Raw genomic sequence first — 24,001 nt, forward strand, 5'->3', positions numbered from 1 at the left:
CGATCCGCGCCCGGGCGAAGCAGTCGTAAATCAGCCAACGCATTATTCCTGACAGAAATCGGTTGCAGGTTTTAGCGCCGCTTCGCAGCGCAGCGGGAGCAAGCTCCCTCGCCACAAAAGCATCACCCTCCGCGTTCACTTTCGAGCACGCCAACGATCCAGCCCGATCACCAACACGGAAATCACCAAAAACCCCACCAACAGCCCACACGCATTAATCAGCACCTGTGGATAACCCAGCTTCTCGACATCAATGAACGGATACGGATAAGCCGCCAGCAGATGCCCGCGCAACAATGCATAGGCGAAGTACACCAGCGGGTAAATCACCCACAGTGCGATGTGCCAAAGACGCAACGTGCCCTTCGGCACACAGCAGAACCACCAGGCCAGGAACAGCAGTGGCATGACGTCATGCATCAACTCATCGGCCAGCCATTGCCAGCCTTCGGGATGCCATAGATGACGCAGTAACACGCTGTAAACCAGCCCGACCACGGCGATGCTCACCGCAATCGCGCTGCTCACCCACGGCTGCAAAAACCAGCGTCGCGCCGCCGACTCGCGGGACGTCCATTCGCAGGTCAGCACGGTCGCCACCAGCGTATTGGTCAGCACGGTGAAGTAGCTGAAAAAGCTGACCAGCCCACCCAGCAGGCTGGCCTCAAGACTCCAGCGCGAGTAAAGAATCAGGTACAGCTGAATGGCCAGCCCCGCCCAGCCCAGCACTGCGGCCACCGCAACAAAACGACGCCTCGCGGCAGAACCTGGCGTCGACAGGTTGACCATGTTCAGAGCGGACGCTTGGTGCGCATCAACTTCACATACAGGCGTTCAACCTTCTCCCGCGCCCACGGGGTTTTGCGCAGGAACGTCAGGCTCGACTTGATGCTCGGGTCACTCTTGAAACAGCGAATGTCGATACGCTCGGCCAGCCCCGACCATTCGTAATGCTCAACCAGGGCGTTGAGGATCTGTTCCAGCGTCACGCCGTGCAGCGGGTTGTTGTTCTGTTCGGTCATGCCGGGCCTTCGAGCGATGTAAGGATGGGAAGTCGCGCACCTTAGCCGAGGGTGTGGTCGGGTGGAAGCGCTCTGTGCGCTATCTGTTAAATGTAGGTGAAGCGCGACAGATCGCCGCGCGACACTGTTACCGAATCCGAAATGATCCATGTCGGTAAAAGGTCTTTCTCTATTTGTAACAGAACATTATCCTTGCGCCCGCCGAGCTGAAACGCTTCCGCTACCTGCTTCTCCTCTGCTGCATCCGTTCATTCCTCAGAAAAAGACCCAGAATTTCTTCTCTATGCCTTATTTTCAATCTTCGCGAGACAGCGCTGTCTGCCCTTCTGTTGCCAGCCGAAAAGCCTTGAACCTGATCGGCGGATTCACCGCAATGGGTCTCGCCACCTGCGCTCAAGCTGCACCGGCCTTCGATAGCGAATCACCCTGGATGCTCGGCGACTGGAACGGCACTCGCACCGAACTTTCAGAAAAAGGCTACGACTTCAAAGTCGATTACACCGGCGAAATGGGCAGCAATCTGCACGGCGGCTACGACCACGATCGCACCGCACGCTACAGCGATCAGTTCGGCCTCGGCGCTCGTCTGGACTTGCAGAAGATTCTGGGCTGGGACGACGCTGAATTTCAGCTGACCATCACCGAGCGCAACGGCAACAACATCAGCAATGACCGGATCAACGACCCGCGAGTCGGCGGTTTTACCTCGGCTCAGGAAGTCTGGGGTCGCGGGCAAACCTGGCGCCTGACGCAGATGTGGTATCAGCAAAAATTCTTCGATCAGAAGCTCGACATCAAGGTCGGTCGATTCGGCGAAGGCGAAGACTTCAACAGCTTCCCCTGCGACTTCCAGAACCTGGCGTTCTGCGGCTCCCAGGTCGGCAACTGGGTCGGCGGCATCTGGTACAACTGGCCGGTCAGCCAGTGGGCGATGCGGGTCAAATACCACCTGACGCCAGAGCTGTACGCGCAAGTCGGCGTGTATGAACAGAACCCGTCGAACCTCGATCGCGACAACGGTTTCAAGCTCAGTGGCAGCGGCACCCAGGGCGCGATCCTGCCGGTAGAACTGGTCTGGACGCCAAAGCTCAATGGCCTGCCGGGTGAATACCGCGCTGGTTATTACTACAGCAACGCCAATGCCACGGATGCCTACAAAGACAGCAATGGCCAACCCGCCGCGCTGAGTGGCGAGGCTTATCGCAGCGCGTCGAGCAAGCACGGCGTGTGGTTGGGTGTGCAGCAGCAACTCACCAGCCGCGCCAGCGACCATTCGCGCGGTTTGAGCGTGTTTGCCAACGGCACGATGCACGACAAGAAGACCAACGCCATCGACAACTATGTGCAGGCAGGCGTCGTCTACAAAGGCTTGTTCGATGCACGCGCCAAGGACGACATCGGTTTCGCCATGGCCCGGGTTCATGTCAATCCGGCGTACCGCAAGAACGCCGAGGCGAGCAACCAGGCCCGCGCGGTCTACGACTTCGACGACCCGTCGTTCCTGCCGCCGCAAGACACCGAATACAGCGCCGAACTCTATTACGGCGTGCACGTCACCAACTGGCTGACCGTGCGCCCGAACCTGCAATACATCCGCCACCCCGGTGGCGTGGACAAGGTCGATGACGCGCTGATTGGCGGGATCAAGGTCCAGTCCTCCTTCTAACCAACACCGCTAAACCCTTGTAGGAGCGAGGCTTGCCCGCGAAGGCGGCGTGTCAGCCAACATCAATGTTGTATGTGATGGCCTCTTCGCGGGCAAGCCTCGCTCCTACAGGGATCGCATCAACCGAACCTTTTTTATCTGAACCATGCCCGCGCCGGATCGTCATCTACAGTGAACTTGCGCGGGACTACTTGAAACGTCACGGAGAACCACACTATGAGCACTGATGGTGCTTTGAGTCGAAGCCGTCTATTGCCGACCCTGCTCGGCATTCTGCTTCTGCTAATGGGCCTGGCCATGCTGGCAGGCGGGATCAAGCTGAGCATGCTCGGCGGCTCGCTGTACTACCTGCTGGCCGGTATCGGCCTGGCACTGACCGGCGTGCTGCTGATTCTGGCCCGCCGTGCCGCACTGGGCCTCTACGCACTGGTGCTGTTCGCCAGTACCGTATGGGCGCTGTGGGAAGTCGGCCTTGATTGGTGGCAACTGGTGCCGCGTCTGGCCATGTTGTTCGCCCTCGGCATCGTCATGTTGCTGCCATGGTTCCGTCGCCCGCTGCTGATCACCGGCCCCGCGCCGATGGGCACCGGCGCGCTGAGCGTAGCCGTGGTGCTGGCGGGCGTTGCTGCACTGGCCAGCCAGTTCACCAACCCCGGTGAAATCAAAGGTCAGCTGGACCGCGACAGCGTGCCGGGCATGACCAACACCGCGCCAGCCATGCCGGATGGCGACTGGAATTCCTACGGTCGCAGCGCGCATGGCGATCGTTACTCGCCTCTGGCGCAGATCACTCCGCAGAACGTGAACAAGCTCGTTCCGGCCTGGACCTACCGCACCGGCGACCTGCCGGGGCCGAACGATCCGGGGGAAACCACCGCCGAAAACACCCCGCTGAAAGTCAACGGCATGCTCTACGTGTGCACGCCGCACAGCCAGGTGATCGCGCTGGACCCGGACACCGGCAAGGAAATCTGGCGTTTCGATCCGAAGCTCTCCACGCAGAACGCGGCGAACTTCAAGGGTTGGGCGCACATGACCTGCCGTGGCGTGTCGTATCACGATGACGCCGTTTACGCCTCCGAACAGAGCCCGACCGGCAGCGCCAGCGCCCCAGTCGCCAGCGTTTGCCCGCGCCGTATCTTCCTGCCGACCGCCGACACCCGTCTGATCGCCCTGAACGCCGACACCGGCAAGATGTGCGAAGACTTCGGCAACAAAGGCCAGGTCGACCTGAGTGCCAACATCGGCGGTTTCAATGCCGGCGGTTACTACTCCACTTCACCACCAGCGGTCACCAAAGACCTGGTGGTGATTGGCGGCCACGTCACCGATAACGTTTCCACCGACGAGCCAAGCGGCGTGATCCGCGCGTTCGACGTGCACACCGGCAAACTGGTGTGGAACTGGGACAGCGGCAACCCGGACGATACGACGCCGATAGCCGAAGGCAAGGTCTACACCCGCAACTCGCCGAACATGTGGTCCATGTTCGCCGTCGACGAAAAACTCGGCATGCTCTACCTGCCGATGGGCAACCAGACACCGGATCAGTTCGGTGGCGCTCGCACGCCAGAATCGGAACTGCACGCCGCCGGCCTGACCGCGCTCGACATCAACACCGGGCACGTGCGCTGGCACATGCAGTTCACCCACCATGACCTGTGGGACATGGACGTCGGTGGCCAGCCAACCCTGATGGACCTGAAAACCGCGGACGGCGTGAAGCCGGCGGTACTGGCGTCCACCAAGCAAGGCAGCATCTACGTGCTGGACCGCAGCACCGGCCAACCGATCGTGCCGATCAACGAAGTGCCGGTACCACAAGGCGCTGTCGAAGGTGATCGCACCTCGCCGACCCAACCGAAATCCGACCTCAACCTCATGCCGCCGCCGCTGCAAGAGCGCGACATGTGGGGCGTGACGCCGTTCGACCAACTGATCTGCCGGATCGACTTCAAATCCATGCGCTACGACGGCCCGTTCACCCCGCCGTCGCTGCAGGGTTCGATCGTTTACCCAGGCAACTTCGGTGTGTTCGACTGGGGCGGTTTCTCGGTTGACCCGGTGCGTCAGATCGCTTTCGTGAACCCGAGCTACATGGCGTTCAAATCGAAAATGATCCCGGCCGCCGAAATCGCTGCCCAAGGCCCGCGCAAAAGCGAAACCGAAGGCGTGCAGCCGAACAAAGGCGCTCCGTATGGCGTGGTCCTCGAAGCGCTGCTGTCGCCAATGGGTCTGCCGTGCCAGGCGCCGGCGTGGGGCTATGTGGCGGCGATCGATCTGACCACCGCCAAAGTCCTATGGAAGCACAAGAACGGCACCGTGCGCGACAGCTCGCCGGTTCCGATCCCGCTGAGCATGGGCGTGCCCAGCCTGGGTGGCACCATCACCACTGGCGGTGGTGTTGGTTTCCTGAGCGGCACCCTCGACCAGTACCTGCGTGCCTACGACGTGAAAAACGGCAAACAGTTGTGGGAAGGTCGCCTGCCTGCAGGCGCGCAAACCACGCCGATGACCTACACCGGCAAGGACGGCAAGCAATACGTGCTGGTCGTTGCGGGCGGTCACGGTTCGCTGGGCACCAGGCAAGGTGACTATGTGATTGCGTACAAACTGTCCGAGTAAGTTTTAGCGGCGGTAAAAGGAAAGGCGACTCCTGTGAGGGGGTCGCCTTTTTTGTGGGTGAATGAACGCAACCCTTTGTAGGAGCCGGCTTGCTGCGGGCGGCGTTCCGACGATTGCGGTTTAACATTCAACGTTGATGGTGGCTGTGAGGCCGCTATCGTCGGAACGCCGCCCGCAGCAAGCCGGCTCCTACAGGGGTTGCGTGCAGGTTCGATAAATAGTGGGCAACAAAAAACCCGCCTTGGCGGGTTTTTCATTACAGCGGCCAGCGGATCAAAAATCCTCCAACCGCCACACTTCGTAAGCCGGTGTCTCGTAGGGATGGCTCTGTTTCAAAGCCGCCACCACCGACCGGATCAACTCATCCGCCACCACCAGCTCAACTTTCCATTCCTCAACCTGTTCGACCTGCCCCGCTTCGCCAATGAACGGCTGACTGCCGTCCAATGGGCGAAACTGGCCCTGGCCCAACACCTGCCACGCGCAGTGATCGTAAGCCCCGATCCGTCCGCCACCGGCAGCGAATACGGCGCTTTTGACCACCTCGACATGGCTGTCAGGAACAAAAAAGCTGAGCTTGTACACGGCGCTTAGTTCACCCACACGCGAGCATTACGGAACATACGCATCCATGGTGCGTCTTCGTTCCAGTCTTCCGAACGCCACGAGTTCTGCACGGCGCGGAACACACGCTCCGGGTGCGGCATCATGATCGTTACGCGGCCGTCGCGGCTGGTCAAACCGGTGATCCCGCGCGGCGAACCGTTCGGGTTGGCCGGGTAGTTTTCGGTGACCTTGCCGTGGTTGTCGACGAAACGCATCGCTACGCAACCCGACAGATCGGCTTCCAGCAGCGCCTCTTCGCTTTCGAACTCGGCATGACCTTCACCGTGAGCGATGGCGATCGGCATGCGCGAACCGGCCATGCCCTGCAGGAAGATCGAGTTCGACTCCTGGACCTGAACCATTGCCACGCGGGCTTCGAACTGCTCGGAACGGTTACGCACGAAGTGCGGCCAGAACTCGCTGCCCGGGATCAACTCGTGCAGGTTGGACATCATCTGGCAACCGTTGCACACGCCGAGGGTGAAGCTGTCATTGCGTTCGAAGAAGCCCTGGAACGCATCGCGAGCGCGGCTGTTGAACAGCGCGGACTTGGCCCAGCCTTCGCCGGCACCCAGTACGTCGCCATAAGAGAAACCGCCGCAAGCAACCAGGCCTTTGAACTCGTTCAGGTCAACACGGCCGGCCAGAATGTCGCTCATGTGCACGTCGATCGCGTTGAAACCGGCGCGGTCGAACGCTGCTGCCATTTCCACCTGACCGTTGACGCCCTGCTCACGCAGCACGGCAACCTGTGGGCGGATGCCTTTCTTGATGTAAGGCGCGGCGACGTCCTGGTTGACGTCGTAGCTCAGCTTGACGCTCAGGCCCGGGTTGTCTTCTTCCAGCAGCACGTCGAACTCTTGTTCGGCGCAATCAGCGTTATCGCGCAGACGCTGGATCTGGTAGCTGGTTTCAGCCCACTGACGTTGCAGCAGACGACGCTGACCTTCGAACACAGTGTCGCCGTTGAAGGTGATGTTGATCTCGCCGTTGTTCATCGGCTGACCGATCACCGACACGCAGTCGCCCAGGCCCGCAGCGCTGAACTGCGCGAGGATGTCCGGGGTGGCGTCCTGACGAACCTGGATCACGGCGCCCAGTTCTTCGTTGAACAGGATCGCGGCGATGTCGGCGGAGGTTTCTGCCAGACCGTCGAGGTTCAGGCTCAGACCGCAGTGGCCGGCGAAGGCCATTTCCACAACGCTGGTCAGCAAACCACCATCGGAACGGTCGTGGTAAGCCAGCAGGTGACCGTCGGCGTTGAGGCCCTGGATCACGGCGAAGAAAGCTTTCAGGTCTTCGGCATCATCGACGTCCGGCGCTTGCGAGCCGAGCTTGCCGTGAACCTGAGCGAGGATCGAAGCACCCATGCGGTTCTGGCCACGGCCCAGGTCGATCAGGATCAGGTCGGTGGTGCCCTTGTTCATGCGCAGTTCCGGGGTCAGGGTCTGACGGATGTCAGCCACTGGCGCGAAACCGGTCACGATCAGGGACATCGGCGAGGTGACGGTCTTGTCTTCGCCGTTGTCGTTCCAGCGCGTGGCCATGGACATGGAGTCCTTGCCCACCGGAATGGTAATGCCCAGATCAGGGCACAGCTCCATGCCGACTGCTTTCACGGTGTCGTACAGACGCGCGTCTTCACCCGGGTGACCGGCTGCGGACATCCAGTTCGCCGACAGCTTGATGTCGGAGATCTTGTTGATGCGCGAAGCGGCGATATTGGTCAGGGTTTCGCCGATGGCCATGCGGCCCGACGCCGGAGCGTCCAGCAGTGCCAGCGGAGTACGCTCGCCCATGGCCATGGCTTCACCGGTGTAGACGTCGAAGCTGGTGGCGGTGACCGCAACGTCGGCCACCGGAACCTGCCACGGGCCGACCATCTGGTCACGGGCCACGAGGCCGGTAATGGTGCGGTCGCCGATGGTGATCAGGAAGCTTTTGCTCGCCACGGCCGGGTGATGCAGAACGCGCTCGACGCAGTCTGCAATCTCAAGCGTCGACGGATCGAAATCGTCGCCCAGTTCGTTTTCACGAACGGCCGAACGGTGCATGCGCGGGGCTTTGCCCAGCAGCACTTCCAGCGGCATGTCCACCGGGCTGTTGCCGAAGTGGCTGTCGGTGACCGTCAGTTGCGGCTCGGCAGTGGCTTCGCCGACCACGGCAAACGGGCAGCGCTCGCGTTCGCAGATCGCCTGGAAGCGTTCGAAGTCTTCCGGGCCAACCGCCAGAACGTAACGTTCCTGGGATTCGTTGCTCCAGATTTCGTGCGGGGCCATGCCCGGCTCGTCATTTGGAATGTTGCGCAGTTCGAAGCGACCGCCACGGTTGCCGTCGTTCACCAGTTCCGGGAAGGCGTTGGACAGACCGCCCGCACCCACGTCGTGGATGAAGCTGATCGGGTTCTTGTCACCCAACTGCCAGCAGCGGTCGATGACTTCCTGGCAGCGACGTTCCATCTCAGGGTTTTCGCGCTGTACCGAAGCGAAGTCCAGGTCAGCCGAGCTGGTGCCGGTGGCCATGGAGGAAGCCGCGCCGCCGCCCAGACCGATCAACATCGCCGGGCCGCCGAGCACGATCAGCTTGGAGCCGACGGTGATCTCGCCTTTCTGTACGTGTTCAGCACGGATGTTACCCATGCCGCCGGCCAGCATGATCGGCTTGTGGTAACCACGAACTTCGTCGCCACGCGGGGTGGTGATCGACTGTTCGAAGGTACGGAAGTAACCGGTCAGGGCCGGACGACCGAATTCGTTGTTGAACGCGGCGCCACCCAGTGGGCCTTCGATCATGATGTCCAGCGCGGTGACGATGCGCTCGGGCTTGCCGTACGGCACTTCCCACGGCTGTTCGAAGCCAGGGATCTGCAGGTTCGAAACGGTAAAGCCGGTCAGGCCAGCCTTTGGCTTGGCGCCGCGACCGGTAGCGCCTTCGTCGCGAATCTCGCCACCGGAACCGGTGGACGCGCCCGGGAACGGGGCAATCGCGGTCGGGTGGTTGTGAGTCTCGACTTTCATCAAAATGTGTACCGGTTCCTGCACCGCGCCGTACTGGCGGGTTTCAGGGTCCGGGAAGAAGCGACCGGCAACGTTACCGACGATCACCGAAGCGTTGTCCTTGTAAGCGGACAGAACGCCTTCGCTGTGCATCTGGTACGTGTTCTTGATCATGCCGAACAGGCTTTTTTCCTGGCTCTGGCCGTCGATGTCCCAACTGGCGTTGAAGATCTTGTGACGGCAGTGCTCGGAGTTCGCCTGGGCGAACATCATCAGTTCGATGTCGTGCGGGTTGCGCTTCAAACCAACGAAGGCGTTGACCAGGTAATCGATCTCGTCTTCGGCCAGGGCCAGGCCCAGCTCGGTGTTGGCTTTTTCCAGCGCGGCGCGGCCGCCACCCAACACGTCAATCGCGGTCAGGGGCTTGGGCTCGGCGTGGCTGAACAGGCCGGCAGCCTGTTCGAGGTTGCCCAATACGATCTGGGTCATGCGGTCGTGCAGCACATCGGCAATCAACTGCGCGTCGGCGTCGCTGAACTGGCCAGCCACGTAGAACGCGATGCCGCGTTCCAGGCGCTGGATTTTGCTCAGGCCGCAGTTGCGAGCGATGTCGCTGGCTTTACTGGACCATGGCGAAATGGTGCCGAAACGCGGCAACACCAGGAAAAGACGTCCGGTCGGTTCTTGCACCGGGACACTTGGGCCGTACTTCAGAAGGCGCGCAAGCACCTGCTGTTCGTCGCCGGTCAGGACGCCGGTGACTTCGGCGAAGTGAGCGAATTCAGCATACAAGCCGCTGACAGCCGAAACCTTCTGGCTCAGTTGCTCAAGGAGTTTGCTGTGGCGAAAGGCAGAAAGGGCAGGAGCGCCGCGCAGGATCAACATCTTCGGGACAGCCTCGGGAAGGGGTGTGCTTTGAGGCCGTGCATTCTAGCCTAAACCGCCCGCGACATCACCCGAAACGGTACGGGTGGCGTCACCCGGACGTCGGGCCGGGTATTCGGGCCTGAAACAGCGGTCCGTCAGGTGTTATTTTTTGTGTCACAAAATGCGGTTCGGGCCCATTCCTGCGGGCTCCAGAGCGGTTTTCCGCTCTCTAGCAGACAAGGGCTTCGCTGTCGAGATATGGCGCTCGTGGTCCTTTGCGTATACTGCGCAGATGTTTTCCCCAACGGCTTTGCGTCCGCGGTACGCCAAATGGCTGATCGCAACCGGACTCTTCCTGGTGCTCAGTGGCTGTGTTGATAAACCCAACACGCTGGAGCGCGTAAAGGAGGATGGCGTGCTGCGGGTGGTTACCCGAAACAGCCCCGCCACCTACTTTCAGGATCGCAACGGTGAAACCGGCTTCGAATACGAGCTGGTGAAGCGCTTCGCCGACGATCTGGGGGTCGAACTCAAGATCGAAACCGCCGACAACCTCGATGACCTGTTCAACCAGGTGGGCAAGCCCAACGGCCCGGTGATCGCGGCAGCCGGCCTGGTCAGCAGCGAAGCGCGCAAGAAGCAGGTGCGGTTTTCCCACCCCTACCTGGAAGTCACCCCGCAGATCATCTATCGCAACGGCCAGTCTCGGCCGACCGATGCAAAAGATCTGGTCGGCAAAAAGATCATGGTGCTCAAGGGCAGCACCCACGCCGGGCAACTGGCGGAGCTGAAACAGAAATTTCCCGGCATTGAATACGAAGAGTCCGACGCGGTTGAAGTCGTCGACCTGCTGCGCATGGTGGATGAGGGCCAGATCGATCTGACCCTGGTCGACTCCAACGAAGTGGCGATGAACCAGGTCTACTTCTCCAACATTCGGGTCGCCTTTGACCTCGGTGACGCCAGCAACCAGAGCTGGGCCGTAGCGGCCGGCGACGACAACAGCCTGCTCAACGAGATCAACGACTACCTCGACAAGGTAAAGAAGAACGGCACCCTGCAACGCCTGAAAGACCGCTACTACGGGCACGTTGATGTTCTCGGCTACATGGGCGCCACCACCTTCGCGCAGCACTTGCAGCAACGGCTGCCCAAATACGAGCAGCACTTCAAAACCTACGCCAAGAAAGAGAAAGTCGACTGGCGCCTGCTGGCGGCGGTGGGTTATCAGGAATCGCTGTGGCAAGCAGCCGTCACCTCGAAGACCGGCGTCCGCGGCTTGATGATGCTGACCCAGAACACCGCGCAGGCCATGGGCGTGTCCAATCGCCTGGACCCCAAGCAAAGCATCATGGGCGGGGCGAAGTACCTGGCTTATATGAAGGACCAACTGGACGAATCGATCCAGGAGCCAGATCGCACCTGGTTTGCGCTGGCGGCCTACAACGTCGGCAGCGGTCACCTGGATGACGCGCGCAAACTGGCGGCAAAGGAAGGTCTGAACCCGGACAAGTGGCTGGACGTGAAGAAGATCCTGCCGCGTCTGTCCGAAAAGAAGTGGTACAGCAAAACCCGTTACGGTTATGCCCGGGGTGGCGAGCCGGTGCATTTTGTGGCGAACATCCGTCGCTACTACGACATCCTGACGTGGGTGACGCAGCCGCAGCTGGAAGGCAATCAGGTCGCCGAAGGCAATCTGCATGTGCCGGGGGTCGACAAGACCAAGCCGAATCAGGAAACCCCGCAGCTCTAGCAGCCACCCCAATCAAATGTGGGAGCGAGCCTGCTCGCGATAGCGGTCTTACAGTCAACACCTTCGTTGAATGTTAAGACGCCATCGCGAGCAGGCTCGCTCCCACAGTTGTTTTGTGTTCGGCTTAGGCTTTTGCGGCGGCCAGGATCAGTGCCTTCATCTCCGATACCGCCGACTTGAACCCCACAAACAACGCATGCGCCACCAGCGCATGGCCGATGTTCAGTTCGTTGATGCCTTTGATCGCGGCCACAGCTTCGACGTTGTGATAGTGCAAACCGTGGCCGGCATTGACTATCAGCCCCTGGGCCAGGCCAAACGCCACGCCATCGGCCACGCGCTTCAGCTCTTCAGCCACGTCCGTCGGCGTCTCGGCATCGGCATAACGACCGGTGTGCAATTCAATCGCCGGGGCACCCACGCGGCGGGACGCTTCAATCTGTCGCTCGTCTGCATCGATGAACAACGACACTTCGCAACCGATCTTCGCCAGGCGATCCACCGCGGCCTTGATCCGCGCTTCCTGCCCCGCCACGTCCAGGCCGCCTTCGGTGGTCAGCTCCTGACGGGTTTCCGGGACCAGGCAAATGTGTGCCGGACGGATGCGTTCGGCGAACGCCATCATTTCTTCGGTGACGCCCATTTCGAAGTTCATGCGGGTTTGCAGCACATCCTTGAGCACCAGCACGTCACGTTCCTGGATGTGCCGACGGTCTTCACGCAGGTGCACAGTAATGCCGTCAGCGCCCGCCTCTTCCGCATCCAGTGCGGCCTTGACCGGATCGGGATAGCGAGTGCCCCGGGCCTGACGCAGGGTGGCAACGTGGTCGATGTTCACGCCAAGAAGAATGCGATTGCTGGTGGTCACGGAAGCGCTCCAGAAGAAGAGAAAGTTCGGTGCACAGCATACACGGGGAAATTACGGCTTTCGAAACAACTCTCGGGAAACCAGCGGACGACCGCCCAAGTGAACGGCCAATGCCTGACGCATCAAGCGCTTGGCGGCGGACAGTGCGCCGGGGGCGCTCCAGTCGGCTTCGGCCATGGCCAGCAACTCGGTGCCGTTGAACAGGCCGGGTTGCAGCAGGTAGACCCGCTCCAGACCCGCGTCGACTTGCAGACGGTACAGGCCGTCCGGCGCGATGGACTCGCCGTGGATGTCGGTGTTCAACGCGAAGCCGTAACCCAGATCATCAAGCAGCCGCCATTCGAAGGAACGCAGCAACGGCTCCAGCGGACGACCTTCGGCCAGGGCCAGCAACGTCGCGGCGTAGTGATCGAAAACGCCGGGGTGCGGATCTTCGGAGGGCAGCAGCCGAATCAGCAATTCATTGAGGTAGAGGCCGCTGAACAGCGCCTCACCGATAAGCCAGGTGGAAACCCCGGCGCTTTCCATGCGGCCAACGTTCTTCAGCTCACCCCGCCCCCGGAATTCGACTTCCAGCGGCACGAACGGCCGCGCCAACGTCCCCGCCTTGCCCCGCGCACTGCGCAACACCGCCCGCAGCCGACCTTGCGGCGTGAGGAAATCCACCAGCGCGCTGCTTTCGCGGTAGGCGCGGGAGTGGAGGACGTAGGCGGGTTGGCCGGGAGGTGGGCTGGTTGACATCAGTTTCCGAATCTCAGGAGATCCACTGTGGCGAGGGAGCTTGCTCCCGCTGGGCTGCGAAGCGGCCCCAAAACCATGCACCTCAGTGTTTCAGGTAAAACGCGATGGCAGGGTTTTACGACTGCTTCGCAGCCGAGCGGGAGCAAGCTCCCTCGCCACAAAAGCTCGCTCCCACATTTGGATCGATGTGCTGCTGAACGATTTACAGGTCGCCATAACCCAGCGAACGCAGCGCGCGCTCGTCATCGGACCAGCCGCCTTTCACTTTCACCCAGAGGTTAAGCATGATCTTGGAGTCGAACAGCAGCTCCATGTCTTTGCGCGCCTCGGTGCCGATGCGCTTGATGCGCTCGCCCTTGTCACCAATGATGATTTTCTTCTGGCCATCGCGCTCGACGAGGATCAAGGCATGGATGTGCAGGGTTTTGCCCTGCTGCTTGAACTCTTCGATTTCCACGGTGATCTGGTACGGCAGCTCGGCGCCCAGCTGACGCATGATTTTTTCACGCACCAGTTCGGCGGCGAGGAAGCGACTGCTGCGGTCGGTGATCTGGTCTTCCGGGAAGAAGTGATCGTTTTCCGGCAGGTGCTCGGCGATCACCCGCTCCAGCGTGTCGAGGTTGTGCCCGTGCTGCGCCGAGATCGGCATGATCTGCGCGTTCGGCAGCTGTTCCTGCAACCAGGTCAGGTGGGGCATCAGCTCGGATTTGTCTTCGATGCGGTCGGTCTTGTTCAGTGCCACGATCAGCGGGCCGGTCACGTACTGGACGCGCTCGAGGACCATCTGGTCTTCGTCGGTCCACTTGGTGCGGTCAACCACGAAGATCACCACGTCGACGTCTTTCAACGCCGCCGAAGCGGTCTTGTTCATGTAGCGGTTCAAGGCCTTTTCGCCGCCCTTGTGCATGCCCGGGGTGTCGACGTAGATCGCCTGGACGGCGCCTTCGGTCTTGATGCCCAGCATGTTGTGGCGGGTGGTTTGCGGCTTGCGCGAGGTAATCGCCAGCTTCTGGCCGAGGATGTGGTTCAGCAGCGTGGACTTGCCCACGTTGGGACGGCCGACGATGGCAACATAGCCACAGCGTGTTGCGGTTGAATCAGTCATTGCCATTCTCCACACCCAGGGCAATCAGTGCTGCGGCGGCCGCTACCTGTTCGGCAATACGACGACTCACACCCTGACCTCGGCTTTTTTCATTCAGTAAGGTGATTTCACATTCGACGAAGAACGTCCGGCAATGCGGCTCACCCTGGATATCCACCACTTCGTAACGCGGCAGCTCACAACCACGCGATTGCAGAAATTCCTGCAAGCGGGTTTTTGGATCTTTGTTGGTGTCGACCAGCGTCAGGCCTTCGAACTCTCCGGCCAGCCAGGCCAGCACGCGCTCGCGCGCCACGTCCATGCCCGCGTCCAGGTAGATCGCACCGATCAGCGCTTCCAGGGCATCGGCCAGAATCGACTCGCGACGGAAACCGCCGCTTTTCAACTCGCCGGAACCCAGACGCAAGTACTCGCCCAGATCGAAACCTCGAGCCAGCACAGCCAGGGTCTCACCTTTCACCAGGCGTGCGCGCAATCGCGACAACTGGCCTTCGCGGGCCAGCGGGAAGCGATCGAACAAAGCCTCGCCAGCAACGAAGTTGAGGATGGCATCACCGAGGAACTCCAGGCGTTCGTTGTTGCGCCCGGCAAAGCTGCGGTGAGTCAGGGCCAGGACCATCAGTTCCTGATCCTTGAAGGTGTAGCCGAGCTGACGCTCTAGACGGCTTAAGGAGACGCTCACGGTTTACCCACGCTGAGTTCGTGGCTGGATTCCACCGCCATCGCCGTGGTGCGGCGCAGGCTTGGGACAATTAACGCTGTGTTCAAAAATTACATCCTGAATATCATTGTTTTCATGCCTCTGGTGCCGATTGTGCCGGTTCCAGAAATGCATTCGGCGCTGTGTTCAACAGCGCCGTGTGTGATTACTTGATCAGGCCAACCCGCGAGAAATTCGGCAGGTGACTGAGTTTGGGTTCCGGCCAGCTCATCCAGACTGCGAAGGCCTTGCCGACGATATTCTTGTCGGGAACCATGCCCAGCAGATCCTTGGGAATGCTCGGATCATCCCAGTAGCGACTGTCGTTCGAGTTGTCGCGGTTGTCGCCCATCATGAAGTAGTGCCCGGCAGGCACGGTCCACGTGTGGTCCGGCGATGCGCGATAGCGGCTCATTTCCTTGCGGATCAGGTGCTCGGCGGCGCCGAGTTTTTCCTTGTAGAGCTCTGCGCTGCCCAGTGTGCCCGGCTCGGAGCCGACCAATTGCTCGGCAATCGACTCGCCGTTGACGAACAGACGCTTGTCGGCGGTGTAGCGAATCTGGTCGCCCGGCAGGCCAACCACACGCTTGATGTAGTTGACGTTCGGATCGCTTGGGTAGCGGAACACCATCACGTCGCCGCGCTGCGGATCACCGACTTCGATGACTTTCCTGTCGATCACCGGCAGGCGGATCCCGTAGGAAAACTTGTTCACCAGAATGAAGTCGCCGACATCCAGGGTCGGTTTCATCGAGCCGGAAGGAATCTGGAACGGTTCCACCAGGAACGAACGCAGCACCAGCACGATGAACAACACCGGGAAGAACGACTTGCCGTATTCGACCAGCAACGGCTCTTTGTTCAGTTTTTCGACCACCACCCCATCAGGCTGGCTGACGCTGCCCTGATAGGAGGCAATGGCGGCACGCCGACGCGGCGCCAGGAAAACCAGATCGAGCAACGCCAACAGGCCGCAGACGAACACGGCGATGACCAGCAACAGCGGGAAATTTAGTGACATAGGACCTAACTATCCAACCTGAGCACTGCAAGGAAGGCTTCTTGTGGAATTTCCACGTTGCCGACTTGCTTCATGCGTTTCTTACCGGCCTTTTGCTTTTCCAGCAGTTTTTTCTTACGGCTGACGTCACCGCCGTAGCATTTGGCCAATACGTTCTTTCTGAGTGCCTTGACGGTTGTCCGCGCCACAATCTGACCGCCAATGGCGGCCTGGATTGCCACGTCGAACATCTGCCGTGGAATCAGTTCTTTCATCTTCTCGGTCAACTGGCGACCTTTGTAGTTCGCATTGTCGCGGTGCACGATCAGCGCCAGGGCGTCGACCTTGTCACCGTTGATCAGCACATCCAGTTTCACCAGACTAGCCGATTGATAACGATCGAAATGGTAATCCAGCGAAGCATAGCCGCGGCTGGTGGATTTCAGTCGGTCGAAGAAGTCCAGGACCACTTCGTTCATCGGCAAATCGTAGGTCACCTGGACCTGAGTTCCGAGGAACAGCATGTCGTGCTGCACGCCACGCTTCTCGATGCACAGGGTAATGACGTTGCCCAGGTGCTCTTGCGGCACAAGGATATTGGCCCGCACGATCGGTTCACGCATGTCTTCGATCGAGGACAGGTCTGGAAGCTTCGACGGGTTATCGACGTAAATCGTTTCACCGGTTTTCAGCAACAGTTCGAAAATTACCGTCGGCGCCGTGGTGATCAGGTCCAGGTCGTACTCGCGCTCCAGGCGCTCCTGGATGATTTCCATGTGCAGCATGCCGAGGAACCCGCAACGGAAGCCGAAGCCCAGGGCGTCGGAACTTTCCGGGGTGTACTGCAGGGACGAATCGTTGAGCGTGAGCTTTTGCAGGGCTTCGCGGAAGTCTTCGAAGTCGTCGGAGCTGACCGGGAACAAACCGGCGTAGACCTGCGGCTGAATGCGTTTGAAGCCGGGCAGAACGTCGACGTCTGGCGTCGAGCTCAAGGTCAGGGTGTCGCCCACTGGCGCACCATGGATGTCCTTGATGCTGGCAATGATGAAGCCCACTTCACCGGCCTTCAGGTCAGCGGTTGGGGTGTGTTTCGGGTTGAATACACCGACGCTGTCCACCAGGTGGATCTTGCCGGTGGATTTGACCAGGATCTTGTCGCCCTTCTTCACACGACCGTGGCGCACGCGTACCAGGGAAACAACGCCCAGGTAGTTGTCGAACCAGGAATCGATGATCAACGCTTGCAGCGGATCTTCGATGTTGCCGGTCGGCGCAGGAATGGTGTGAACCAGACGCTCGAGCACTTCATCGACGCCCAGGCCCGTCTTGGCCGAGCACTCGACTGCGTCGGTGGCATCGATGCCGATGATTTTTTCGATTTCTTCCTTGACGCGCTCCGGATCGGCCTGTGGCAGGTCGATCTTGTTCAGGACCGGCATCACTTCCAGGCCCTGCTCGATCGCCGTGTAGCAGTTGGCAACCGACTGCGCTTCTACGCCCTGACCGGCATCGACCACCAGCAATGCACCTTCACAGGCTGCCAGCGACCGGCTTACTTCATAGGTGAAGTCAACGTGGCCGGGGGTGTCAATGAAGTTCAGCTGGTACTTGATGCCATCGCGAGCGGTGTAATACAGGGTGACGCTGTGGGCCTTGATGGTGATCCCGCGTTCACGTTCCAGGTCCATGGAGTCCAGCACCTGGGCTTCCATTTCGCGCTCGGCAAGGCCGCCGCACATCTGGATGAAGCGATCGGCCAGCGTCGACTTGCCATGGTCAATGTGGGCGATGATGGAGAAATTGCGGATATGACTCAAATCACTCACGGATCAACACTCAAAAAGGCTGCAGGCATAGCCCGCCGAAAAATAGCCGGGAATTGTACCTGATCCACGGCGCTAGCGTCACGTTCGCAGGTCAGACGGCACATACAAAAAACGCCCCGGTCTTGCGACAGGGGCGTTTTTTATCAGCTACGGCGTCGGGAAATACCCGATATCAACCGGCCCGGCGCAGCAACCAGACCCCGGCCAGGGCGCACACACCTGCTGGCACCAGCACCGCAAACAGCGGTGAGAAACCGAACACCAGGCTCGAAGGCCCCAGCAGATCCTGAACGATACGGAAGGTGAAACCCACCAGCACGCCGGTGAATACCCGCTGACCGAGGGTCACCGAACGCAGCGGACCAAAAATAAAGGAGATCGCCATCAATACCAGAGCGGCAGTGACCAACGGTTGCAACACCTTGACCCAAAATGCCAGCCAGTACCGGCCATTGCTCAGACCCTGATCCGCCAGATAGTGGATGTAACCCCACAGACCGGTGATCGACAGCGAATCGGGCGACATCACCACGGTGCTCAGCAACTGCGGGCTCAGCGCCACGTTCCAGCGCTCGACCGGCGCCGTCACCACTTCGGTGCTCTTGTCATGGAACAGCGTGGTCGTGACATCGCTCAACTGCCAGTGATCCTTGTCGAACTCCGCACGCTTGGCGAAGCTCGAGGACAGCATGTGGCGTTGATCGTCGAAGCGATAGCGGGTCACGCCGTACAGCAGACCGTTGGGCTGCACCGAGTTGACGTGGATGAACTCGTCACCCTGGCGGTGCCACAGGCCATGCTTGGCGCTTTGCGCATCGCCACTGCCCTGAGCCAGGGAGCGATTGGCCTGCGCCGTACTTTCGGTTGCCGGCGCGATGTATTCGCCGATCAACAGACCGACCAGCATCAGCACCAGCATAGGCTTCATTACCGCCCAGACGATCCGCCCAACCGACACGCCCGCAGCGCGCATGATGGTCAGTTCGCTGTGGCTGGCCAGACTGCCGAGGCCGATCAGGCAGCCGATCAGCGCCGCCATCGGCAACATGTCGTAGAGACGGCGCGGCGCCGTCAGCAGGACGTAACTCAACACATCGACCAGGGTGTAGGTGTCGCTGGCATCACCCATCTCGTCGATGAAGGCAAACAGTGTCGCCAGCCCGAGAATGATCCCCAGTACCGCCAGGATCGCGATGAAAACGCTGCTACCGATGTAGCGATCGAGCTTAACCACGGGCCACCTCCAGCGCGCTGCGGCGACTTGCCCGCTTCAACTGCAGGGGTTCCCAATAGAGCAGTCCCAGGCCGATGACCAGGAAAATCGCGTGAACCCACCACAGACCCAGAGCAGGCGGGATCTTGCCCTTTTCAAGGGCGCCGCGAGCGGCAATCAGGATGCTCAGGTAAGCCATATAAAGAAGAATCGCCGGCAGCAGCTTGAGGAAACGGCCCTGGCGCGGGTTGACCCGCGACAGCGGCACCGCCATCAAGGTCACGATGAAGACCAGCAACGGCAACGACAGACGCCATTGCAGTTCGGTGCGGGACCGCAGGTCGTCGCTGCCGAGCAAGGAACTGGTGGGCATTGCATCACGGTCGGTGACTTCGTCGCTCACGTCCGGTTTAGGCAGCAATACGCCGTACTCTTCGTACTTGATTGCTCGGTAGTTGGCCTGCCCCGGGTTGCCGTCATAGCGATAGCCATTGTCGAGAATCAGGTAGCGGTTACCGTCGGGGCGGATTTCCTGACGGCCCTTCTCGGCCACCAGCACGGAAATGCCGCGATCCTTCTTGTCGGACGAGACGTTCTTTTGCGAAATGAACACACCGCCGAGGTGGATGCGGTCATCCGACAGCGTTTCGGTGTAGGTCACCCGGGTTCCGTCGCGCAGAGCCTGGAAGCGCCCGGGCTCAAGGGTATCGAACTCGGTCAGGGCGTCCTGCTTGTTCAGCAACAACTGGAACTGATTGGCCCCTTGTGGCGCCAGACTCAGGCTTAGCCACGCCACCACCAGCGCAACCAGCGTGGCCGGAAACAGCGTCATGGTGAACAGGCGTTGCTGGCTCATGCCGGTGGCCGACAGCACGGTCATTTCGCTTTCGAGGTACAGGCGACCGTAGGCCAGCAGAATCCCGAGGAACAGGCCCAGCGGCAGGATCAGTTGCAAAAAGCCCGGCAGACGAAACCCCATGATCAGGAACAGCGAGCCCGGATCCAGAAGGCCGGCAGCCGCCTGGGCGAGGTATTTGATGAAGCGCCCGCTCATGATGATGACCAGCAGCACGGCGCTGACGGCGCTCAAGGTCAACAGGACTTCGCGGGACAGATAACGGAAGACAATCAAACCAGACACTCCAGGGTTGTCAGGCTAAGGCGGCCAAACAAGCAAACGTATCAGGCAGCCCGCAAGACAGAGCCGCCGAAAAAAGTTGGCGCATTATCCTGTGATTGGGTGCGCCTGTCACTGCGCACGCTCAAGCAGGCGGCTAAAGCGTAGAAGATCGTACAACCGAGGGTTGTCAGGCTCGGGGCCCGAGGTTCAAACTGCGGCCTTTGTCGCAAGCCGTGACTTGCGTCTTTCTATCTTATGAGCAGGTTCGAGCAAATGCCGTCGAGCCCTCGCGTGTTGACCATTAATTCAGGGACCCGGACATGGAACTGGTTGTAAAAAGCGTTAACCCGGAAACGTTGAAAACCGCCACTCTGGTGGTCGCCGTCAGCGAAGGCCGAAAACTCGGCGCCGCTGCCAAGCAACTCGACGAACTGAGCGGTGGCGCGATCAGCGCCGTACTCAAGCGCGGCGACCTGGCCGGCAAGGTCGGCCAGAGCCTGCTGCTGCACAGCCTGCCTAACCTGAAAGCCGATCGCGTGCTGCTCGTGGGCGTGGGCAAGGACGAAGAGCTGGGCGACCGTCCGTTCCGCAAAATCATCGCCGGCGTCCTCAACACCCTTAAAGGCCTGGGCGGCAGCGATGCCGTGCTGGCGCTGGACGAAGTGGTCGTCAAAGGTCGCGACAGCTACGGCAAGACCCGTCTGCTGGCGGAAACCCTGGTGGACGGCGAATATTCCTTCGATCAGTTCAAGAGCCAGAAAGCCGAACCTCGTGCCCTGAAGAAAGTCACCCTGGTGACCATCAAGGCGGCCCAGGCTGAAGTGCAACGCGCCGTGAACCATGCCACCGCCATCGCCAACGGCATGGCCTTCACCCGCGACCTGGGCAACCTGCCGCCGAACATCTGCCACCCGACGTTCCTCGGAGAGCAGGCGAAAAACCTGGGCAAAGAGTTCAAGGATCTGAAAGTCGAAGTGCTCGACGAGAAGAAGATCAAGGCACTCGGCATGGGTTCGTTCTACGCCGTCGGCCAGGGCAGCGCCCAGCCGCCGCGCCTGATCGTCATGCAATACAACGGCGGCAAGAAATCCGAGAAGCCGTACGCACTGGTCGGCAAGGGCATCACCTTCGACACCGGCGGCATCAGCCTGAAGCCGGGCGCCGGCATGGATGAAATGAAGTACGACATGGGCGGCGCCGCCAGCGTCTTCGGCACCTTGCGTGCCGTGCTCGAACTGAAGCTGCCGATCAACCTGGTGTGCATCCTCGCCTGCGCCGAGAACATGCCGAGCGGCAACGCTTCGCGTCCGGGCGACATCGTCACCACCATGAGCGGCCAGACCGTGGAAATCCTCAACACCGACGCCGAAGGCCGTCTGGTGCTGTGCGACGCCCTGACCTACTCCGAGCGCTTCAAGCCACAAGCCGTGATCGACATCGCGACCCTGACCGGCGCTTGCGTCGTTGCACTGGGCTCCCACACGTCGGGCCTGCTGGGCAACAACGACGAACTGATCGGCCAACTGCTGAGCGCCGGCAAGGCTGCCGACGACCGCGCCTGGCAATTGCCGCTGTTCGATGAGTATCAAGAGCAGCTGGACAGCCCGTTCGCCGACATCGCCAACATTGGCGGGCCGAAGGCCGGCACCATCACAGCCGCTTGCTTCCTGTCGCGCTTCACCAAGAACCTGAACTGGGCGCACCTGGACATCGCCGGCACGGCGTGGACCAGTGGCGGCAAGGACAAGGGCGCCACTGGCCGTCCGGTTCCCCTGCTGACCCAGTACCTGCTGGACCGCGCCAAAGCCTGAAACCGATGATCCTGGGCGGCGTTGCTTTCGAGTGACGCCGCCCAAGGCTCAGGAACCGCAATGACTAAAGTCGACTTCTATATCCTGCCCAGCGCCGATCCTTCGGCGCGGCTGGATTTCGCCTGCAAGCTCACCGAAAAAGCCTGGCGCATGGGACACCGCATTTACCTGCATTGCAGCGATGCCGCCCAGCGTGACGATCTCGATGCGCGCCTGTGGGCCTTCAAGGGCGAAAGTTTCGTGCCCCACGGCCCCGCTGAAAGCGAGCCTGACAGTTTGATTGTGCTGGGGCTTGGCGATGACTGCGGTCAACATCAGGACCTGCTGGTCAACCTCGACTTGAAAGTCCCGGCCTTTGCCAACAAATTCGCCCGGGTGGCGGAAGTGGTGGTGGAAGATCCGACGATTCGTGCGGCGGCGCGGGAGAGTTTCCGTTTCTACCGCGAACAGGGCTATCCTCTGCAAGATCACCGTTTACAGCGACTCTGAGCATTCCGATGGACACTCCAAAACCGCTGCAAAAGTCCGCGCACCTGCTGGACGACCTCGAGTCGATCCGCCAATTGCTCGGCGATGACAACCTGCAACCACCCCTGCTGACCGACACGGTCGAGGACGGTGATCAGGAACAGATTCCGATGTTGTTCGACACGGTCAGCGCTTCCCAGCCAACCGTCGAACCGACTCCACCCGCCGCCACCCCGCCGGCAGCCACCCCCGGCAAAAATCCCGACGACCTGCTGCACCTGGACAGCGAACTGCGCGCCGCCGCGCAATTGATCATGCAAGACGTGATCGACGACTTCGCGCCGCACATCGAAACCGAAATCAAACGCCGCCTCAGCGCGCGTCTGGAACGGTTGTTGAGCCAGTACAACGACTGAACCATCTGTGGGAGATTCTATATTTGTTCCCCAAATATAGAATCTGGCTACCGATATTGGCATTCCTGATCGCGCACGATTGGGGGGATCTGCAAAATTCCGCTCGCCAATTCGCCTTTTTCCAATAGTCGACCGAAGTTGAGTATTGCCGCTTCATCGGAAACCCCGATCCAGATGCCCCTAAAAAACCAGCGAAGAATCGTGCTCTCGTTAAATGCATCTTTCACCGTCGAATCGCTGTAGCCCGTATTGAGGCGGGCACTTCACCAAACTTGAAAGTTTCTTTCAGAGCCCCTCCCTTGGAAAATATCCCCCTATACAACAATTCGAGTTAATAGTTTATCTCCCCACTCAATTACCGCATGCGCCCACTAAATACTTTCAAAAAACGCTCAACAACCCACAAATAAATCTGTTGATTATTTAACTAAGCCTTCTTATATTTGCCCTGCCTTAGCGCACTTGGGGCCGATTAGGATTCGACGCCGGTAACAAAACTCTAGGGGCATGCCGAGTGGGTAACAGCACTCGTAAATCCACTGTTACATACTTAATAGTTGCCAAACTTGCCAACTACGGTGCTCCTGCAATGAACGATTCCCTCTTCAAGGAAAAGATCTACGCTTAAGCACTTCTGGCCGCCTCGGCGCCAGCAATCACCAGGGGATTTCTGTAAACCCGACCTGATTGTCATTTAGAACAGAATCGCCGCGTAGTGTGCTGTGGACGTAACGGCTAAATATTACACAGCTCGCCCCATGCGCCCTGCCCCTCGGGTGGCGACGGGTTAACTTAATTGAACGGGCTAAGCATGTAGAACCGACAGCGGAGTACTGGCGGACGGGGGTTCAAATCCCCCCGGCTCCACCAAATGAAGTAAATACTTCACCCGTTTGCTGACGAAATGTCATTGGCAGCAAAACAGGTCATCTGGAGAGGTGACCGCCAGGTCGTCAGAAGTGACGACCGATTTAAAGCCATCCTCAGGGGTGGCTTTTTTTTGTTTTTTTTTCCGCGCTCAAGAGACAACAGAAACCAGTAAGCCGATTTGATTGATGATCTGCGCACGAGCGCACACATTAACCAACAGACATACTTATTCCCGATACGATTAACTATTTTTTTGGAGAGATGGTCTACCGTTTCGATCAAGCCTGAGGGCGAGACTCCGTAGTCCCATCTGGCGCCCGGAGCTATC

Annotated in this window: 18 protein-coding genes and 1 other RNA gene; 7 read left to right on the forward strand and 12 right to left on the reverse strand. The window is 60.0% G+C overall.

What is annotated here, in order from left to right; translation table 11 throughout:
• Positions 1-135: 135 nt before the first annotated feature.
• Positions 136-789: a Pr6Pr family membrane protein gene (locus KJF94_RS21035; protein WP_214378473.1), complete on the reverse strand. Its 654-nt coding sequence runs from the start codon at positions 787-789 to the stop codon at positions 136-138.
• 2 nt (positions 790-791) lie between these two features.
• A complete protein-coding gene (locus KJF94_RS21040) occupies positions 792-1,022 on the reverse strand; it encodes a VF530 family protein (RefSeq protein WP_007903672.1) in 231 nt (76 codons plus the stop codon).
• Between the two features lie 283 nt (positions 1,023-1,305).
• On the opposite strand from KJF94_RS21040, the gene KJF94_RS21045 reads away from it, so the two are divergent.
• Both KJF94_RS21045 and KJF94_RS21050 read left to right on the forward strand, forming a co-directional pair.
• Positions 1,306-2,688 carry a carbohydrate porin gene (locus KJF94_RS21045; protein WP_214378475.1) on the forward strand — a complete coding sequence of 461 codons (1,383 nt, stop codon included), beginning with the start codon at positions 1,306-1,308 and terminating at the stop codon, positions 2,686-2,688.
• 216 nt (positions 2,689-2,904) lie between these two features.
• Positions 2,905-5,313 (forward strand): glucose/quinate/shikimate family membrane-bound PQQ-dependent dehydrogenase, encoded by a 2,409-nt coding sequence (locus KJF94_RS21050; protein WP_214378477.1) that lies wholly within the window; start codon positions 2,905-2,907, stop codon positions 5,311-5,313.
• Between the two features lie 273 nt (positions 5,314-5,586).
• Here KJF94_RS21050 and KJF94_RS21055 read toward each other — a convergent pair whose 3' ends face one another.
• Together KJF94_RS21055 and purL are read right to left on the reverse strand one after the other, a co-directional pair.
• Positions 5,587-5,898, reverse strand: coding sequence for a YqfO family protein (locus KJF94_RS21055; RefSeq protein WP_214378479.1), 312 nt, complete (start codon positions 5,896-5,898; stop codon positions 5,587-5,589).
• A gap of 5 nt (positions 5,899-5,903) precedes the next feature.
• Positions 5,904-9,800: a phosphoribosylformylglycinamidine synthase gene (gene purL, locus KJF94_RS21060; RefSeq protein WP_214378481.1), complete on the reverse strand. Its 3,897-nt coding sequence runs from the start codon at positions 9,798-9,800 to the stop codon at positions 5,904-5,906.
• Between the two features lie 274 nt (positions 9,801-10,074).
• On the opposite strand from purL, the gene mltF reads away from it, so the two are divergent.
• Entirely contained in the window at positions 10,075-11,535 is a 1,461-nt protein-coding gene (gene mltF, locus KJF94_RS21065; protein ID WP_214378483.1) for a membrane-bound lytic murein transglycosylase MltF, read from the forward strand.
• Between the two features lie 124 nt (positions 11,536-11,659).
• Here mltF and pdxJ read toward each other — a convergent pair whose 3' ends face one another.
• The 8 genes from pdxJ to lptF all read right to left on the reverse strand — a co-directional run bounded on the left by pdxJ (position 11,660) and on the right by lptF (position 20,120).
• A complete protein-coding gene (gene pdxJ, locus KJF94_RS21070) occupies positions 11,660-12,403 on the reverse strand; it encodes a pyridoxine 5'-phosphate synthase (RefSeq protein WP_084323043.1) in 744 nt (247 codons plus the stop codon).
• Between the two features lie 51 nt (positions 12,404-12,454).
• Complete coding sequence (gene recO / locus KJF94_RS21075) at positions 12,455-13,144, reverse strand: DNA repair protein RecO (RefSeq protein WP_214378485.1); 690 nt, start codon at positions 13,142-13,144, stop codon at positions 12,455-12,457.
• A 202-nt stretch (positions 13,145-13,346) separates the two neighbouring features.
• Positions 13,347-14,249, reverse strand: a complete 903-nt coding sequence (gene era, locus KJF94_RS21080) for a GTPase Era (RefSeq protein ID WP_150746885.1) — start codon at positions 14,247-14,249, stop codon at positions 13,347-13,349.
• Positions 14,242-14,931 (reverse strand): ribonuclease III, encoded by a 690-nt coding sequence (rnc, locus tag KJF94_RS21085; RefSeq protein WP_017340629.1) that lies wholly within the window; start codon positions 14,929-14,931, stop codon positions 14,242-14,244. The genes era and rnc overlap by 8 nt, the downstream gene beginning before the upstream one ends.
• A gap of 184 nt (positions 14,932-15,115) precedes the next feature.
• The gene (gene lepB, locus KJF94_RS21090; RefSeq protein WP_214378487.1) at positions 15,116-15,970 is read right to left on the reverse strand and encodes a signal peptidase I; all 855 of its coding nucleotides are present in this window, start codon (positions 15,968-15,970) and stop codon (positions 15,116-15,118) included.
• A 5-nt stretch (positions 15,971-15,975) separates the two neighbouring features.
• The gene (lepA, locus tag KJF94_RS21095) at positions 15,976-17,775 is read right to left on the reverse strand and encodes a translation elongation factor 4 (RefSeq protein WP_084323046.1); all 1,800 of its coding nucleotides are present in this window, start codon (positions 17,773-17,775) and stop codon (positions 15,976-15,978) included.
• Positions 17,776-17,947: 172 nt separating this feature from the next.
• On the reverse strand, positions 17,948-19,009 hold the full coding sequence (gene lptG / locus KJF94_RS21100; RefSeq protein ID WP_214378489.1) for an LPS export ABC transporter permease LptG: 1,062 nt from the start codon (positions 19,007-19,009) through the stop codon (positions 17,948-17,950).
• Positions 19,002-20,120: an LPS export ABC transporter permease LptF gene (gene lptF / locus KJF94_RS21105; protein WP_214378491.1), complete on the reverse strand. Its 1,119-nt coding sequence runs from the start codon at positions 20,118-20,120 to the stop codon at positions 19,002-19,004. The genes lptG and lptF overlap by 8 nt, the downstream gene beginning before the upstream one ends.
• 308 nt (positions 20,121-20,428) lie before the next feature.
• Here lptF and KJF94_RS21110 point away from each other — a divergent pair, with 308 nt between their 5' ends.
• The 4 genes from KJF94_RS21110 to ssrA all read left to right on the forward strand — a co-directional run bounded on the left by KJF94_RS21110 (position 20,429) and on the right by ssrA (position 23,673).
• On the forward strand, positions 20,429-21,919 hold the full coding sequence (locus KJF94_RS21110) for a leucyl aminopeptidase (protein WP_214378493.1): 1,491 nt from the start codon (positions 20,429-20,431) through the stop codon (positions 21,917-21,919).
• A gap of 60 nt (positions 21,920-21,979) precedes the next feature.
• Positions 21,980-22,408, forward strand: coding sequence for a DNA polymerase III subunit chi (locus KJF94_RS21115; RefSeq protein ID WP_214378495.1), 429 nt, complete (start codon positions 21,980-21,982; stop codon positions 22,406-22,408).
• A gap of 8 nt (positions 22,409-22,416) precedes the next feature.
• Positions 22,417-22,803 carry a DNA polymerase III subunit chi gene (locus KJF94_RS21120; RefSeq protein WP_214378497.1) on the forward strand — a complete coding sequence of 129 codons (387 nt, stop codon included), beginning with the start codon at positions 22,417-22,419 and terminating at the stop codon, positions 22,801-22,803.
• A gap of 464 nt (positions 22,804-23,267) precedes the next feature.
• Positions 23,268-23,673: a transfer-messenger RNA gene (ssrA, locus tag KJF94_RS21125) on the forward strand.
• Positions 23,674-24,001: the final 328 nt, after the last annotated feature.

This window comes from Pseudomonas hormoni, from assembly GCF_018502625.1.
Classification (GTDB): domain Bacteria; phylum Pseudomonadota; class Gammaproteobacteria; order Pseudomonadales; family Pseudomonadaceae; genus Aquipseudomonas; species Aquipseudomonas hormoni.